This is a genomic window from Minwuia sp. IMCC3060, from assembly GCF_029909435.1.
Classification (GTDB): domain Bacteria; phylum Pseudomonadota; class Alphaproteobacteria; order Minwuiales; family Minwuiaceae; genus Minwuia.
In genome coordinates this window covers 908,103-922,524 of sequence record NZ_CP123782.1, presented here as the reverse complement: position 1 = coordinate 922,524, position 14,422 = coordinate 908,103, and the positions used below count along the sequence as shown (strand labels likewise).

Genomic DNA, 14,422 nt, shown 5'->3' with positions numbered 1-14,422 from the left:
CGACGACTCAGAACTCCACCCCGATCTGTGCCTTCACCCCGTCGCGGAACGGATGTTTCAGCAGGGTCATCTCGGTGGCCAGATCCGCGATCGCCAGCAGTTCCTCCTTCGCGTTGCGGCCCGTGATGACCACATGGGTCATCTCCGGCTTCTCGGTGGTCAGGAACTCCACGATCTCCGCCACGGGAATGTAGTCGTAACGCAGGGCGATGTTCAGTTCGTCCAGCAGCACCATGTGCACCTCAGGATCGCGGATCAGTTCCTTGGCCCGCTCCCAGGCCCTGCGGGCGTTGGCGATGTCGCGCTCCCGGTCCTGGGTCTCCCAGGTGAAACCTTCGCCCATGGTGTCGAAGGTGCAGATGTCGCCGAACCGTTCCTCGATCAGGCGGCGTTCACCGGTTTCCATGCCGCCCTTGATGAACTGCACCACAGCGCAGCGCATGCCATGCGCGATGCAGCGGAAGATCATGCCGAAGGCCGCCGTGGACTTGCCCTTGCCCTTGCCGGTATGGACGACAATCAGCCCCTTCTCCCCCGTCTTGGCCGCCATGATCTTGTCGCGCGCGGCCTTCTTGCGCGCCATCTTCTCGCTGTGGCGTGCGTTGACTTCCTGTTCCTCGGTCATGCTGTCGTCTCCTCTGCCTCGGCCCCGCCATTCCCGCGAATGGCATCCAGTCGTGAGCGTACATCGTTGGCGCGCGGGTGCCACATGCCCCGGTCCACGGCCTCCTGCATCCGGTCGGCGATCTCCCGCAGCGCCGGACGGTTGTTGTCCTCCAGGAACGTCCTGACCTCGTCATCCGCCAGATAGGCGCGCCAGAGCAGGTCGAAGTGGTGATCGCGCACGGCATTGGTCGTGGCGGCGAAGGCGAACAGATAGTCCACCGTCGCAGCGATCTCGAAAGCGCCCTTGTAGCCATGGCGCATGACCCCTTCGAGCCACTTCGGATTGACGGCGCGGGAGCGGACGACGCGTCCGATCTCCTCCTCCAGCGTGCGGATCACCGGGCGTTCGGGGCGGGAGTGGTCGTTGTGATAGACCGTCGGCGCGGCCCCCCTCAGATGCTCGACCGTCGCGCTCAGACCGCCCTCGAACTGGTAATAGTCGTCCGAGTCCAGCAGGTCGTGTTCGCGGTTGTCCTGGTTCTGCACCACCGCCTCCACCTGCGACAGGCGCGTGCGCATCTGGTCCGCCGCGCCCTGCCCGGCGATACCGGCACCATAGGCATGGCTGCCCCAGGCAATGAAGGCGTCGGCCAGATCACCGCGCCCTTCCCAGAGCCGTTCGTCGATCATGGCCTGAAGGCCCGCACCATAGGCGCCGGGCCGCGCGCCGAATATCCGGAACCCGGCGCGGCGTTCCGCCTCCACCGTATCGATTCCGTCAGCCAGCAGGGCATCCCGGTCGCGCCCAAAGGCGGAGGCGAGCGGGTTCATGTCCTCCGGTTCCTGCTCCCGCATCACCGCCCGCACCGCTGAATCAAACAGCTCGATCTGGGTCGGAAAGGCGTCCCGGAAGAAGCCGGAGATACGCAGCGTCACATCCACCCTTGGCCGGTCGAGCACCGTGAGCGGCAGGATCTCGAACCCCGTGACCCGCCGCGAGGCCGGCTCCCACGTCGGGCGGCACCCCAGCAGCGCCAGCGCCTGCGCGATGTCGTCACCGCCCGTCCGCATGTTGGAGGTGCCCCAAGCGGTCAGCGCCATGACGCGCGGCCAGTCGCCATTGTCCTGCAGGTGTCGCTCGATCAGCCGGTTGGCCGACTTCCAGCCCAGCGTCCAGGCGGTCTGTGTCGGCATGGCGCGGCTGTCGATGGAGAAGAAATTGCGCCCGGTGGGCAGCGTGTCCGGCCGCCCCCGTGTGGGCGCGCCGGAAGGTCCGGGCGGAACGAAACGCCCCGACAGCCCGGTCAGCAGGCCGGAGAGCTCCGCCGGGCCACAATGGTCGAGATCCGGTGCCAGGCGTTCATGGATCGCCGCCAGGACTTCCGCGCTTGCCGGACCCGGCGGGGAAGTGGCTTCCGGCTGTTCAAGCAGGTTGATGGCCAGCAGTTCCAGACGCTCAAGCGTGTCGCCGACCGTGCGCCAGTTCTGTTCATCCACCGCCGCAAGCACCGCAGGCCGCGCGCCGTCCCACACCTCGCCCATGGTGCAGTCCAGCGGGTCGAAGCCCAGCCCGAGGTCATCTGCCATCGCCCGCAACAGCGACCCGTTGCCGGACCCGCTGCCGCCCCTTGGCACCCGTGCCAGCGCCAGCAGCAGATCCCGCCGCTGCCGCGCCACGGGGGAGACCCCGAAGATGTGCAGACCGTCGCGGATCTGCGCTTCCTTCAGCTCGCAGAGATAGTTGTCCAGCTTGGCGAAGGCCGCGTCCTCGTCATCATCGTCGGTGATCGACGCATCCGCGCCCAGATTCTCCGCCGCCACCAGCGACAGGATCTCCCGCCGCAGCAGGTCCAGCCGCCGCCGGTCCAGCCCGGCAGCGTCGTAGTACTCATCGACCAGTGCCTCCAGGTCCCGCAGCGCGCCATAGGTTTCAGCCCGGGTCATCGGCGGTGTCAGATGGTCGATGATGACGGCCTGCGCCCGGCGCTTGGCCTGCGTCCCCTCCCCCGGATCATTGACGATGAAGGGGTAGAGATGCGGCAGTGGCCCCAGCGCCACCTCCGGGAAGCAGGCATCGGACAGGGCCAGCGCCTTGCCCGGCAGCCACTCCAGATTGCCGTGCTTGCCCAGATGGACGACGGCCTGTGCGCCGAATGTTTCACGCAGCCAGAGATAGAACGCCAGATAGCCGTGCGGCGGCGGCAGGTCAGGGCTGTGATAGGTCTCCTTGGGGTCGATCTGGTAGCCACGGGCGGGCTGGATACCGACAACCACCTGGCCGAAGCTCAGGACAGACAGCACGAAGCCGCCCCGCGCCGGATCATGAAACGGATCGCTTTCCGGCGTGCCCCAGCGTTCGGTCACGGTCGTCCGGACCGCATCCGGCAGGGCCGCGAACCAGGTCGCATAGGCTTCTGTCGGCAGCACGACACCGCCGCTCCGGCTGGCCCGGTCGGTCAGCCAGTTGGTGGGTCCGGCCAGAATCCGTTCCATCAGCGCGGCACCGTCGCCGGGTGCGCCTTCGACCGAATAGCCCTCTTCTTCCAGCGCCCGCAGCACACTGATCGCGCTGGCCGGGGTGTCAAGACCGACGCCATTGGCCAGTCGCCCGTCCCGGTTGGGATAGTTCGCCAGCACCAGCGCCAGCTTGCGCTCGGGCGCGGAGGTGCGGCGCAACCTGATCCAGTTCGCGGCGAGCCGGGCGACGAAGGCAACCCGGTCCGGCACCGGTTCGGGACGCACGATGGCGCACTGCACCGCCGGATCGAACGACGCCTCCGCCTTGAAGGCGATGGCGCGGGTCAGGATACGGCCATCCACCTCCGGCAGGGCCACATGCATCGCCACATCGCGGGCACCCAGTCCCTGCATGGACTCCTGCCAGACCGCTGCCGTGCTGGCCCCTGAAACAAGTTGGAGCACCGGGCAGTCCGCCTGATCCAGTACCGTGCCGGGCATGGCAGCGGAGCCGTCAGCCTCCCCCGGCTTGCCGACCGCGAAGGCCGTCAGGTTCAGCACCACATCCGGCACTGCCTCCGCCATGACCGCGCTCAGGATGGCGTTGGAGCCTGCGTCCTTCAGGCTTGAAACGAAGACCGGAACGGCGGCCACGCCCTCCGCATCCAGTGCCGCAATCAGCGCATCGACCGGTGCCATGGCACCGCCCTGCACATTGGCGCGGTAGAAGGTGATCAGCGCGCGGGGGCGTGCATCCTCCGCCGGGGCGATGTCCGACAGCGACGGCGCATCCCGGCCCGGCCAGTAGAGTCCGGCGCGCAGCAGGGGCCGCGCCGGTTCCGGCAGTTCGCCGCCATCGAGGATCGCGCGGCAGGCGCGCAGGAAATTGCGGCTGTTGCCCGGCCCGCCCTCTGCCAGCCAGCCCCAGAGGGCGTCGCGCACCTCCGGCTCGATCGTGGAGACTGCGGCCAGATCGGCGTCCGGCTTCTCGTCCCCCGGAAGCGCCACGAGGGGGATGCCGTTCCGGCGACAGGTGCGGGCGATTTCCTCGATGGCGTAGGACCAGTAGCCGACGCCGCCGAGGAACCGGCCCACGACCAGCCTCGCCCCCGCGACGGTCTTCTCCGCATAGAGATCGACCGACATGGGATGTTTCAGGAATCCCAGCGCCGCCAGCCGCAGTCCGGGCGCTTCATCGCCCAGTTCGGCACGTGCCGTGGCCAGCGCCGCGATCTCGGTGTCCGCCGCAGTGAGAACCAGCACGTCCGCCGGTTCCTGCGCCAGATCGACGGCTTCCTCGCCGTCCTCGATCGCTCCCGGCTGGGCCTGAAGCAGATGCATGGCTCAGATGGCCGACTGCTGCAGTGCCCCGGTGATCCGCGCCTGATCCAGACCCTTCTCGCCGATCACGACCAGACGGGTGCAACGTGTTTCATCGGCGCGCCACGGGCGGTCGAAATAATGATCGATGCGCGGCCCCACGGCCTGGATCACCATGCGCATCGGCTTGCCCGAAACGGCAACGAAGCCCTTCAGGCGCAGCACGTTCTCTGCCGCCAGCATGGCCGAGACGCTGGCGGAGAAGGCCGCCGGGTCGGTGATCTGCGGCAGGTCCACATGGAAGCTGTCGAAATCATCGTGGTCATGATCAATCTCGCCCGCACGCTCGTGATGCGTCGGGCGGTTGGCGATGTCATCCTCCGCCCCGATCCCGAGACCGATGAGGGCCGAGGCAGGCAGCGCCCCCTGTATCGCCGAGACCACAGGCACACCGGCGCGGACGTCGGGACGAATGAATTCGCGCACGATGTCCAGCCCGCCATCGCCCAGCAGATCGGTCTTGTTGACGATGATCAGGTCGGCACAGCCAAGCTGATCCTCGAACAGTTCCGACATGGGGGTCTCGTGATCCAGGTTCTCGTCGGCCTGGCGCTGGGCGTCCAGCGCCGCCTCATCGTGGGCGAACCGTCCGGCGGCGACGGCGGCACCGTCAACCACGGTCACCACCCCGTCCACCGTCACGCGGGTACGGATGTCGGGCCAGTTGAAGGCTTTCACCAGCGGCTGCGGCAGGGCGAGGCCAGACGTCTCGATGACGATATGGTCGGGCGGATTGTCCCGGTCCAGCAGGGCCGTCATGGTCGGCACGAAGTCGTCGGCGACGGTGCAGCAGATACAGCCATTGGCCAGTTCCACCACATCATCCTCCGAGCAGGTTTCCTCCCCGCAGCCCTTCAGCACTTCGCCATCGACGCCAAGATCACCGAACTCGTTGATGATCAGGGCGATGCGCCGCCCCCCGGCGTTCTGCAGCAGGTGCCGGATCAGCGTGGTCTTGCCCGCGCCGAGGAAGCCCGTCACCACGGTCGCGGGAATCCGGGATGTCCCCAGCTTGTTTACCGTCTGTGTCATCAGTTGCCTTCCCCTTGTGCCGCATGATCCATGCGTTGCCAGATGTTGCCCGCAATCGCGCCCAGTACACACCAGAAGGCCGCGGCCATGGCCAGTGAGGCGGTGGCGAACTGCGCCGCCAGTTCCGGCGGCACGCCACTGCCGCCGCCATGATGCGGATGCGGCGCGCCGATCGCGTGCGGAATGATCAGGGCGATGATGCCGACGCCCATCAGCACCTGCCGGTCCGACAGGAAGATGAGCCAGAGTCCCAGTCCGGTCAGCACGACCGTCAGCAACCACCAGATCTGACGGGCCTGCACCTCCGCCGCCAGCATGCCCGGCAGTTCCGGCGGCAGACCGAGGCCCGGAGCCAGCGCGGTGGTGACAAAGCCTGCCGCGCCCCAGAGCACCCCCCGGCGCGCCGTCATGCGCCGCCCGCTGAAAGCGATCAGCGCGACCAGCACGAAGGCATAGCCCAGGCCGATCAGGACGGTCATCAGGGAGGTATAGAAGATGCGTTCAATGCTGTCCTCTGGCATCCAGCCGTCACCATGGTCATGTCCGCCATGGCCGCCCTCCGCAGGCGCGGCGGCACCATGGCCATTAGCTCCGTGGCCATCGGTTCCGTGGTCATGGGATCCATGGTCGTGGCTGCCGTGATCGTGCCCGTCACCATGTGCTGCAGGCGCGCCGCCGCCCTCAAAGGCCTCGGCGGCGACCACCAAAGGGACTGTGACCGCCTGCTGCAGCACAGCGGCGACAAGTCCGGCGAGCACCCCTGCAATCAGGGCGCACGCGAATATGCGCTTGAACATTCCGTATCAGCGATGATCGGTCAGTGACACGGCATCGCGAAGCTGTGGCGGCCATCATGCGCCGCATTGTGCAGGGTGTCCGACTGGGCCATGCCCGCCGCGAACACCAGGAACGTGCCGAGCAGCAGCGCCGTCACCACGGCAGGCAGCGCAGCCATGCGCACACCGGTCGAGCCAGCTTCTGCGGAATGATCCATCGTCTGGTTGAATTCGTTCATCGTCTTGTTCTCCCTGTCGCCCCGCCGGCGACCATAGCGGGTTTCAAACTTGCGGGCGGCAGGTTTCCTGGCTCACGTCTTGGGCGGCTGTCCGGCCTTCCCGGCCAATCGGGGCCAGTGGCATGTTCGAACATCCTCGACGCATACAGTTGCGGGGGCAGCCACGGACTTGGTCCCTGATGGGTACGCCGAACCGTGTTCCCTTTTCTCATCCGCCCTTCCCTTGTAGGTCAGACGGAACCGTCACGCAGGATCGACCTTACAGTTGCCCCCTTGCAGGCGCAACAATGCGATCAGGGTTTCACCGGGCACACGCCGTATTGCGACTCCCCGGTGGCCATGGTCAAGATGCGCCCCGAATGATGATCCGGAGCGGCATTGATGAAACCCGATACCCTCGACCACCTGCGCGGGCTGATCGCCGACCTGCCACCGTCAGATGACGCGTCAGCGCGGGACGCCGCCGCACGACAGGACAATCTGGTGAAACCCGCGGGATCACTCGGCCGGCTGGAGGAAATCGCGGTCCACATGGCCCGCTGGCAGGGGACGGCGCGCCCCGCCATGGACCGCGCCCGCACCATCATCTTTGCCGGCAGCCATGGCATGACGAAGCATGGTGTGTCCGCGTTCCCCGACGAGGTGAATGCCCAGATGCTGGCCGGGTTCGGCGCGGGATTCGCAGCGATCTGCCAGTTGACCCAGGCTTTCGGGGCGGAACTCTCAGTGGTGGATTGCGGCATCGCGACACCGACAGCCGACTTCACCACGCAGCCCGCGATGGATGAGAGCGCCTTCCTGGCAGCGGTCGCCATGGGCATGGACGCGGTGCGCGGGACGGAGGATCTGCTGGTCTTCGGCGAGATGGGTATCGGCAACACGACCGCTGCCGCCGCCGTCGCGCTGGCCCTGTTCGGTGGGGAGGCACGAGACTGGGTCGGACCCGGTACCGGCGTCGACGATGCGGGCATCGCGCGCAAGGCCGACGTGATCGCGCGCGCCCGGGCCATCCATGGGGCTGACCTGGACGATCCCCTGCTGGCGCTGTCCCATGTCGGCGGGCGGGAGCTGGCGGCGATCTTCGGTGCCTGTCTGGCGGCGCGGCGGCACCGGATACCGGTCCTGCTGGACGGCTTCATCGTCACCTCCGCCGTTGCCCCGCTGCACCGTATCGCAGGCGCGGACGGGCTGGCCCATACGCTGGCGGCCCACCAGTCGGGCGAACCGGGTCATCAGCGGCTGCTGGCAAGGCTGGGCCTGGACCCCCTGCTCGCGCTGGGCATGCGGCTGGGTGAAGGATCCGGCGCGGCGACGGCGCTCGGGCTCGTCCGCGCGGCACTTGCCTGCCACAATGGCATGGCCACCTTTGCCGAGGCCGCCGTGGCCGGCAGCAAGCAGGATACCTGATGCCGTGAGCGGCTATCGCACCATCCTTGGCCCCGACGCCGCCCTGCCGTGGACAACGCTGGTGCTGGGTGGCGCACGGTCGGGGAAGAGCCGACTGGGCGAGCGGCTGGCGCGTGATCACGCCGGAGAGACAACACCGGTCTATCTGGCGACGGCTGAGGCCTTCGACAGCGAGATGCGGTTGCGCATCGAACAGCACAAGGCTGACCGGGGGCCTGACTGGGTCACGGTGGAAGCCCCACGCGATCTGCCGGACCAACTGGAAGCCTGTGGCGATCGGCCCGTGCTGGTGGACTGCCTGACTCTGTGGCTGAGCAATCTGATGCTGGCGGACATCGCGCCGGATGCGGAGATCGCCAGCCTGATCGACGTGCTGGCCGAACGCACGGCCCCGACAGTGCTGGTCTCCAACGAGGTCGGGCTTGGTCTGGTGCCGGAAACCCCGCTGGGGCGGCAGTTCCGCGACTGGCAGGGGCTGGCCAACCAGCGGGTGGCACTCAGCGCCGATTGCGTGCTGTTCGTCGCTGCCGGACTTCCGCTGGTCATGAAGCGGCCCGACTGATGCGCGAGGTGCTCGCCAGGCTCAACCTCGACCTGGCCATTGCGCTGGGCTGGCTGACCCGCCTGCCGACGCGCTTTCCCGATGCCGCCGCCGACCGCAAGCTGGCACAGGCGCTATGGGCCTTTCCCGTCGTCGGTGCGGTGCTGGCCGCGGCACTGGCCACGACCTTCGCGGCCATGGTCGGACTGGGAGCGAACGGCCTGCTGGCCGCGGCGGTGGCCGTGACCCTGTCCGTGCTGCTGACCGGTGCGCTGCACGAGGACGGGCTGGCCGACATGCTGGACGGGCTGGGCGCGCGGGGCGGCCGGGAGGCCCGCCTCGCCGCCATGCGCGACAGCCGCATCGGCACCTATGGCACGCTGGGACTGATCCTCTTCCTGCTGATCCGTGTCGCGGCACTTTCCTCTCTCGACGTGCTGGACGCGCTGGCGGCACTGCTGGCCGCGCTCGCGCTGGGCCGTGCCGGCATGGCGGTGGTCATGGCGCGCCTGCCGCTCGCCCGAGCCGATGGCGCTGCGGCTGGGGCCGGCAAGGCCGCTGACAGCGACATGCGCAAGTCATGCGCCATGGGGCTGCTGATCGCCCTGTTCGCCAGTGTCATTGGCGGCGTCCCGATCATCCAGTTGCTGCTGGCTGTCGCGCTGGCCATTGCCGTGGTGCTGGCCATGACGGAGGTCGCGCGGCGCACCTTCGGCGGTTACACCGGGGACGTGCTGGGTGCGACCTGCATGGCAGTCGAGACCACGGTCCTGCTGGCATGGAGCATGGGCGCGGGCTAGGCTTGAACCATGTGACAACCTGGGGAGGACAGCATGACAGGACGGCTTGAGGGGCGCGCGGCAATCGTGACCGGCGCGGGCAGCGGCATCGGACAGGCAACGGCAGACCTTTTCGCCCGCGAAGGCGCGATGGTGCTGGCCGTCGATCTGCCCGGCAAGGGCCTGGCGGAGGCCCATGACCACGCCTATGTCACGCCGTTCGAGGCGGACGTGGCGGCCGATGGGGCCGCGGAACGGATCATCGGCAAGGCCATCGAGTGCTTCGGCAAGCTGGACATTCTCTACAACAATGCGGGTGTCAGCCGGAACGCGCTGGCGGAGGTCATGACCGACGAGCAGTGGGACATCACCCTCGCCGTGAACCTGACCGGCCCCTACAAGCTGTGCCGCGCCGCGATCCCGTACCTGAAGGAGAGCCCCGCACCGCGCATCATCTCCACCGCATCCGTCATGGCCCGCATGACCGACTACGGTCTGAGCGCCTATTGCGCATCGAAGGCCGGTGTTGCCGGCATGACCCGCACCCTGGCGCTGGAGCTCGGCAAGTTCGGCATCACCTGCAACTACATTGAACCCGGCGCCATCCATACCGGCATGACCGGTGCCAGCTTTGCCGACGAGAACATCGCCACCATCTGGGCCAAGAAGGCGGCGCTGCGGCGGTTGGGGCAACCCATCGACATTGCCCGTGGTGCCCTGTTCCTCGCCTCCGACGATGCGGGCTTCGTGTCGGGCCATGGCCTGACCGTCGACGGCGGGCTGACCCTGCGCACATGAAACCGCGACGGAAGGGGGAGAAGACAGCACCGCCTGCTGAATTCTTCCTCGCTTCCCCCGTGCGGGGGAAGGAGTACGCGGTCGTGCCGGACCGATCCGCATTCATGTGCGGTTCCCCTCCCCTTTTCGTTCCGCTGCCATAGATGTTCTCCACCTGACGCCGTGGAGAAACACCGATGGACCGTCCCTCAAGCGATATTGCCTTCACCCCTGCCGTCAAGGCCGCGCAGGCGCGGCTTGGCTCCCGCGATACATACCGGCGCATGGAGGAGAAGGGTGGTTTCCGCACCGGCCTGACCGAGGACCTGCTGGCCTTCATCGCCGAGCGGGATTCCTTCTATCTCGGCACCGTCAGTTCGGAGGGCCAGCCCTACATCCAGCATCGCGGCGGCCCGAAGGGATTCCTGCGCATGGTCGACGAGACCACGCTTGGCATCGCCGACTTCGGCGGCAACCGCCAGTATGTGACCCTCGGCAATCTGGCTGAAAATCCGAAGGCCTTCATCTTCCTGATGGACTATGCCAACCGCCGCCGCATCAAGATCTGGGGCGAGGCCCGGGTGGTCGAGGACGACCCGGACCTGATGGCCGACCTGACGATGCCGGATTACCCGGCAGGCAAGGTGGAGCGTGTCATCCTGTTTCAGGTCACGGCCTGGGACATCAATTGCCCGCAGCACATCACGCCCCGCCATGACGTCGATGCGTTCGCGGCGGCAAACAGCCAGATACTGCAGCAACTGGCGGATCTGGAGGTCGAGAACGCCGAACTGAAACGCCGCCTGGCCGAAATCGAAGCCTGATCTGCAAGGCTGTTTGCTGTGAGCCTGTATCGGAACACCCGATGCGACATAGCGCCTGCCCGCAAGTTCAGGCTGGAGCAGGTGTGGAGTTTCGGGCAGGAACAGACCCTGCGATCAACCAGACCTGACCAACCCACCAAAGGTGTGATCAGCCATGAGCGTCGTTATCCATCACAACCCTGACTGCGGTACCTCTCGCAACGTTCTGGCCTTCATCAGGCAGGCAGGGGAAGAACCCACCGTTATCCACTACCTTGAAACCGGATGGACCCGGCCGCAGTTGCTGGGACTGTTCGCCGCTGCGGGACTGACACCGCGCAGCGCGCTGCGGATCAGCAAGTCACCGGCTGAAGAGCTCGGCCTGACGGATCCGTCAGTAACCGAGGAGGCCATTCTGGACGCCATGCTGGTTCATCCGGTCCTGGTCAATCGTCCCATTGTCTGCACCCCGAAGGGGGTTGCCCTGTGCCGCCCATCGGAAGCAGTGACGGCGTTGCTCGATCTGCCGCCGGGAACCGTGCTCAGAAAGGAATATGGCGGGGAGATCACGGTCAATGGCTGACGATCTTCCCAACATCGCGCCCGATTCCCTGCATCGGATCGACACCGCGCAACTGACTGCGCCCGGCGACCCGACACATCCGCCCCGTGTCCTGCTGCTCTATGGTTCGCTGCGGGAACGGTCCTATTCGCGGCTGATGGTGGAAGAGGCGGCGCGGGTGCTGAAGGCACTGGGCGCGGAGCCGCGCATCTTTGACCCTACCGGCCTGCCGCTGGTCGACAGTGTCCCGGACTCCCATCCGAAGGTCCAGGAACTGCGCACGCTTTCGCTCTGGTCGGAGGCGCATGTCTGGTGCTCCCCCGAACGGCACGGCGCCATGACCGGCATCCTGAAGACCCAGATCGACTGGCTGCCACTGGCGCCCATCGGCGGGGTTCGCCCCACGCAGGGGCGCACCCTGGCGGTCATGCAGGTCTGCGGCGGCTCGCAGAGTTTCAACGCCGTGAACCAGATGCGCATTCTGGGGCGCTGGATGCGCATGATCACAATCCCGAACCAGTCCTCGGTCCCGAAGGCCTTCCTGGAGTTCGAGGACGACGGCCGCATGAAACCGTCACCATTCTACAACCGCATGGTGGACGTGATGGAGGAACTGCTGAAGTTCACCTGGCTGACGCGGGGGCGCGCCGCCTATCTGATCGACCGCTACTCGGAACGGGTCGAAAGCGTCGAGGAACTGTCGAAGCGGGTGAACCGGAAGGACGGGTAGCCGTGCGGCGACCGACCGGGCAGTTCAGCCCTTCGCGATCCTGTCAGCGGCTGCGATCAGGAACCCGGTCAGGTCGTCGGTGACATGGTGAATGTGCTCACCGCTCGATTGCTCATGGCTCCATTCGCTGATGCCGGGAATCCAGACCGTGGTCATGCCGACGGCATGGGCGGGCACCAGGTTGCGGGCCATATCCTCGAACATCGCCGCACTGGCCGGCTTGACGTTGTGGGTCTCGATGAAGCGGTGATACGGCTCGACGCTCTGCTTCGGAATGAAGTCCGAATGCACGATGTCGAAGATGGCCTCGAAACAGTCACCGATACCGATCTTGCCCATCACGTTCTCGGCGTGGCTGACGGAGCCATTGGTGAAGACCAGCTTCCGGCCCGGCAGTCGTTTCAGCACGTCGGCAAGCTGGGGATTCGCGTCTACCGGTGACAGGTCGATGTCATGCACGTAGTCCAGAAAGTCTTCCGGTCGCACGCCGTGGTGATCGATCAGCCCCTTCAGCGTGGTGCCGTGGGACAGGAAATAGCCCTTCTGCAGGCGATGCGCTTCCTCCTCGTCCACCTGCAGGAAATCGCAGATGAAGAACCGCATGCGGTCACTGACCTGATCGAAGAGATTGCTGCGCGCCGGATAGAGCGTGTTGTCCAGATCGAAGACCCATGTATCCACATGGCGCAGGTCGGGGGCGGTCTGATCACCGCGTTGCTCGGAATCTGTCATGCCCCCCTTATCACCGCCTCTCACCCGGCCCGCAAGCCCCTTCGCGCCCGCGCCGTTAACGCCGCGTTAGGCGCCTTGGCCGATATTGGAACGGTTATCCGAGACCGGGGAGCGATCGAGATGGCCGACGACAAGCGCAACGCCGACATTATTGCCTACCAGGAACAGATTGCCGCGCTGAAGAGCACCAATCAGGGCACACGCCTGGCGCTGGCAAAGGACGCCGATGCACGACCGGAAGTGCTGTACTATCTGGCGGAGGACAAGGACAAGGATGTCCGCAGCGCGGTCGCCGGCAACCCCGCCACCCCCGGTCAGGCGGATCTGAAACTGTCGGAAGACGTGGACCCCTATGTCCGCACCGAACTGGCACGCAAGATCGGCAGGCTGCTGCCCGGGATCGGCGACGCGAAGCAGGCACGGCTGCGCGACCTGACGGAAAGGGCGCTGGATCACCTTTCGGCCGATCGTCTTGTGGACGTCCGTGCGGCCCTGGCCGATGCCATCCGCGATTCCGAGATCGTGCCCAAGGCCATCGTCATGAAGCTGGCGCAGGACGTCGAGGAGATCGTGGCCGCGCCGATCCTGGAATATTCACCGCTGCTGAACGATGCCGATCTGGTGGAAATCATCGCCGCCGGTGTCACCATCGGTGCCCTGCCCTCCATCGCCCGCCGTCGCGGTATCGGTCCCGATGTGGCCGATGCCGTCATTGCCACGACCGACCTGCCTGCCGTCGCGGCACTGCTGCACAACAGGTCGGCAAAGGTCCGCTCCGACACGCTGGACGAACTGGCGGAGGATGCGCGCGACACCGACATGCTGCACGAACCGCTGGTGATGCGACCGGAGCTGTCGCAGCGCGCCATCCGGCGGATCTCCACCTTCGTTGCCCGGTCCCTGCTGGATCGGCTGGCGGAGCGCGGTGATCTCGACAACCGTACCCGCCAGGCACTGGCGGAGGCTGTCGGCGAGAAGCTGTCGGAAGACAAGGACGCCGACCAGAAACTGGATTCCGACTTTGCCGAGCACCTGCATGGGCGCGGCAAGCTGAATGACAAGGTCATCCAGAAGGCGATGGAAAAGAACCGCCGAAGCTTCGTCATCCGCGCCCTGGCCCTGAAGACAGGTCGCAAGGAAGAGGCGGTCGAGCGCATCATGGGCATGCGCAACGGCAAGGCGACAACGGCGCTGGTGCATCAGGCCGGACTTTCGATGCGCACCGCCTTGCTGGTACAGCAACGCATCGCCCGCGTACCGCCGCACGAACTGCTCGCGGCCCGCAATGGCGTCGACTATCCGATGACCACGGAAGAACTGGAAATGCAGATCGCCCACATCGGGTAATGATCTGAATCAAGGCGCCTCCTCCGACCGGTTCCTATGACCTGTCCGGAGGAGGGCCTGATCCATGAACCTCAAGACAAAGCGCAAGGAACTGCAGGGCGTGAACGGCGCCGTCGGGCTGGCCGTCGGACTGGGCGGCTTCATCGGCCAGCTCTATTCGCCGTGGCTGGCCGCGTTTCTCATGCTGGCGATCTGGATCGTCGGCGCCACCCTGATCAACCTGCTGACCGATCCGCCGGGCGAGCGCTGAGGCA

15 protein-coding genes and 1 riboswitch are annotated in these 14,422 nt (G+C 66.5%); of the genes, 9 read left to right on the top strand and 6 right to left on the bottom strand.

The genetic code is table 11. The annotated features are described in order from the left end of the window. Positions 1-7: 7 nt before the first annotated feature. The 5 genes from cobO to QGV54_RS04265 are packed head-to-tail and all read right to left on the bottom strand — an operon-like array spanning position 8 to position 6,490. Positions 8-625: a cob(I)yrinic acid a,c-diamide adenosyltransferase gene (gene cobO, locus QGV54_RS04285; RefSeq protein ID WP_281018086.1), complete on the bottom strand. Its 618-nt coding sequence runs from the start codon at positions 623-625 to the stop codon at positions 8-10. Then, positions 622-4,404 carry a cobaltochelatase subunit CobN gene (gene cobN / locus QGV54_RS04280; RefSeq protein ID WP_281018087.1) on the bottom strand — a complete coding sequence of 1,261 codons (3,783 nt, stop codon included), beginning with the start codon at positions 4,402-4,404 and terminating at the stop codon, positions 622-624. Before cobN ends, cobO begins: the two co-directional genes overlap by 4 nt. 3 nt (positions 4,405-4,407) lie before the next feature. After that, positions 4,408-5,475, bottom strand: coding sequence for a cobalamin biosynthesis protein CobW (gene cobW, locus QGV54_RS04275; protein ID WP_281018088.1), 1,068 nt, complete (start codon positions 5,473-5,475; stop codon positions 4,408-4,410). Continuing rightward, entirely contained in the window at positions 5,475-6,272 is a 798-nt protein-coding gene (locus QGV54_RS04270) for a CbtA family protein (protein WP_281018089.1), read from the bottom strand. The genes cobW and QGV54_RS04270 overlap by 1 nt, the downstream gene beginning before the upstream one ends. A 20-nt stretch (positions 6,273-6,292) precedes the next feature. Continuing rightward, positions 6,293-6,490 carry a CbtB domain-containing protein gene (locus tag QGV54_RS04265; protein WP_281018090.1) on the bottom strand — a complete coding sequence of 66 codons (198 nt, stop codon included), beginning with the start codon at positions 6,488-6,490 and terminating at the stop codon, positions 6,293-6,295. 39 nt (positions 6,491-6,529) lie between these two features. Then, positions 6,530-6,750: riboswitch (cobalamin riboswitch) on the bottom strand. Between the two features lie 121 nt (positions 6,751-6,871). Between QGV54_RS04265 and cobT the strand changes: the two genes are divergently transcribed. The 7 genes from cobT (at position 6,872) to arsH (ending at position 12,089) form a co-directional block, all read left to right on the top strand. Then, positions 6,872-7,897, top strand: coding sequence for a nicotinate-nucleotide--dimethylbenzimidazole phosphoribosyltransferase (gene cobT / locus QGV54_RS04260; RefSeq protein ID WP_281018091.1), 1,026 nt, complete (start codon positions 6,872-6,874; stop codon positions 7,895-7,897). Positions 7,898-7,901: 4 nt separating this feature from the next. After that, positions 7,902-8,459 (top strand): bifunctional adenosylcobinamide kinase/adenosylcobinamide-phosphate guanylyltransferase, encoded by a 558-nt coding sequence (gene cobU / locus QGV54_RS04255; RefSeq protein ID WP_281018092.1) that lies wholly within the window; start codon positions 7,902-7,904, stop codon positions 8,457-8,459. Continuing rightward, entirely contained in the window at positions 8,459-9,238 is a 780-nt protein-coding gene (cobS, locus tag QGV54_RS04250; protein ID WP_281018093.1) for an adenosylcobinamide-GDP ribazoletransferase, read from the top strand. Before cobU ends, cobS begins: the two co-directional genes overlap by 1 nt. A gap of 33 nt (positions 9,239-9,271) precedes the next feature. Then, positions 9,272-10,015: an SDR family NAD(P)-dependent oxidoreductase gene (locus tag QGV54_RS04245; RefSeq protein ID WP_281018094.1), complete on the top strand. Its 744-nt coding sequence runs from the start codon at positions 9,272-9,274 to the stop codon at positions 10,013-10,015. 176 nt (positions 10,016-10,191) lie between these two features. Further along, positions 10,192-10,818 carry a pyridoxamine 5'-phosphate oxidase family protein gene (locus tag QGV54_RS04240; RefSeq protein WP_281018095.1) on the top strand — a complete coding sequence of 209 codons (627 nt, stop codon included), beginning with the start codon at positions 10,192-10,194 and terminating at the stop codon, positions 10,816-10,818. A gap of 154 nt (positions 10,819-10,972) precedes the next feature. Next, complete coding sequence (arsC, locus tag QGV54_RS04235) at positions 10,973-11,380, top strand: arsenate reductase (glutaredoxin) (RefSeq protein WP_281020067.1); 408 nt, start codon at positions 10,973-10,975, stop codon at positions 11,378-11,380. Then, positions 11,373-12,089 (top strand): arsenical resistance protein ArsH, encoded by a 717-nt coding sequence (gene arsH / locus QGV54_RS04230; protein WP_281018097.1) that lies wholly within the window; start codon positions 11,373-11,375, stop codon positions 12,087-12,089. The genes arsC and arsH overlap by 8 nt, the downstream gene beginning before the upstream one ends. A 24-nt stretch (positions 12,090-12,113) precedes the next feature. Here the strand turns inward: arsH and QGV54_RS04225 are convergent, their stop codons facing one another. Next, positions 12,114-12,821, bottom strand: a complete 708-nt coding sequence (locus tag QGV54_RS04225) for a pyrimidine 5'-nucleotidase (RefSeq protein ID WP_281018098.1) — start codon at positions 12,819-12,821, stop codon at positions 12,114-12,116. A 120-nt stretch (positions 12,822-12,941) separates the two neighbouring features. On the opposite strand from QGV54_RS04225, the gene QGV54_RS04220 reads away from it, so the two are divergent. Together QGV54_RS04220 and QGV54_RS04215 are read left to right on the top strand one after the other, a co-directional pair. After that, a complete protein-coding gene (locus QGV54_RS04220; protein WP_281018099.1) occupies positions 12,942-14,168 on the top strand; it encodes a DUF2336 domain-containing protein in 1,227 nt (408 codons plus the stop codon). A 64-nt stretch (positions 14,169-14,232) separates the two neighbouring features. Continuing rightward, positions 14,233-14,418 (top strand): hypothetical protein, encoded by a 186-nt coding sequence (locus QGV54_RS04215; RefSeq protein ID WP_281018100.1) that lies wholly within the window; start codon positions 14,233-14,235, stop codon positions 14,416-14,418. Positions 14,419-14,422: the final 4 nt, after the last annotated feature.

Coding starts and splice junctions, on each gene's coding strand:
- cobT (WP_281018091.1), top strand. CDS start 6,872: ATGAAACCCGATACCCTCGACCACCTGCGCGGGCTGATCGCCGACCTG.
- QGV54_RS04270 (WP_281018089.1), bottom strand. CDS start 6,272: ATGTTCAAGCGCATATTCGCGTGCGCCCTGATTGCAGGGGTGCTCGCC.
- QGV54_RS04220 (WP_281018099.1), top strand. CDS start 12,942: ATGGCCGACGACAAGCGCAACGCCGACATTATTGCCTACCAGGAACAG.
- QGV54_RS04215 (WP_281018100.1), top strand. CDS start 14,233: ATGAACCTCAAGACAAAGCGCAAGGAACTGCAGGGCGTGAACGGCGCC.
- QGV54_RS04265 (WP_281018090.1), bottom strand. CDS start 6,490: ATGAACGAATTCAACCAGACGATGGATCATTCCGCAGAAGCTGGCTCG.
- arsH (WP_281018097.1), top strand. CDS start 11,373: ATGGCTGACGATCTTCCCAACATCGCGCCCGATTCCCTGCATCGGATC.
- cobW (WP_281018088.1), bottom strand. CDS start 5,475: ATGACACAGACGGTAAACAAGCTGGGGACATCCCGGATTCCCGCGACC.
- cobS (WP_281018093.1), top strand. CDS start 8,459: ATGCGCGAGGTGCTCGCCAGGCTCAACCTCGACCTGGCCATTGCGCTG.
- cobN (WP_281018087.1), bottom strand. CDS start 4,404: ATGCATCTGCTTCAGGCCCAGCCGGGAGCGATCGAGGACGGCGAGGAA.
- arsC (WP_281020067.1), top strand. CDS start 10,973: ATGAGCGTCGTTATCCATCACAACCCTGACTGCGGTACCTCTCGCAAC.
- cobO (WP_281018086.1), bottom strand. CDS start 625: ATGACCGAGGAACAGGAAGTCAACGCACGCCACAGCGAGAAGATGGCG.
- QGV54_RS04225 (WP_281018098.1), bottom strand. CDS start 12,821: ATGACAGATTCCGAGCAACGCGGTGATCAGACCGCCCCCGACCTGCGC.
- QGV54_RS04245 (WP_281018094.1), top strand. CDS start 9,272: ATGACAGGACGGCTTGAGGGGCGCGCGGCAATCGTGACCGGCGCGGGC.
- QGV54_RS04240 (WP_281018095.1), top strand. CDS start 10,192: ATGGACCGTCCCTCAAGCGATATTGCCTTCACCCCTGCCGTCAAGGCC.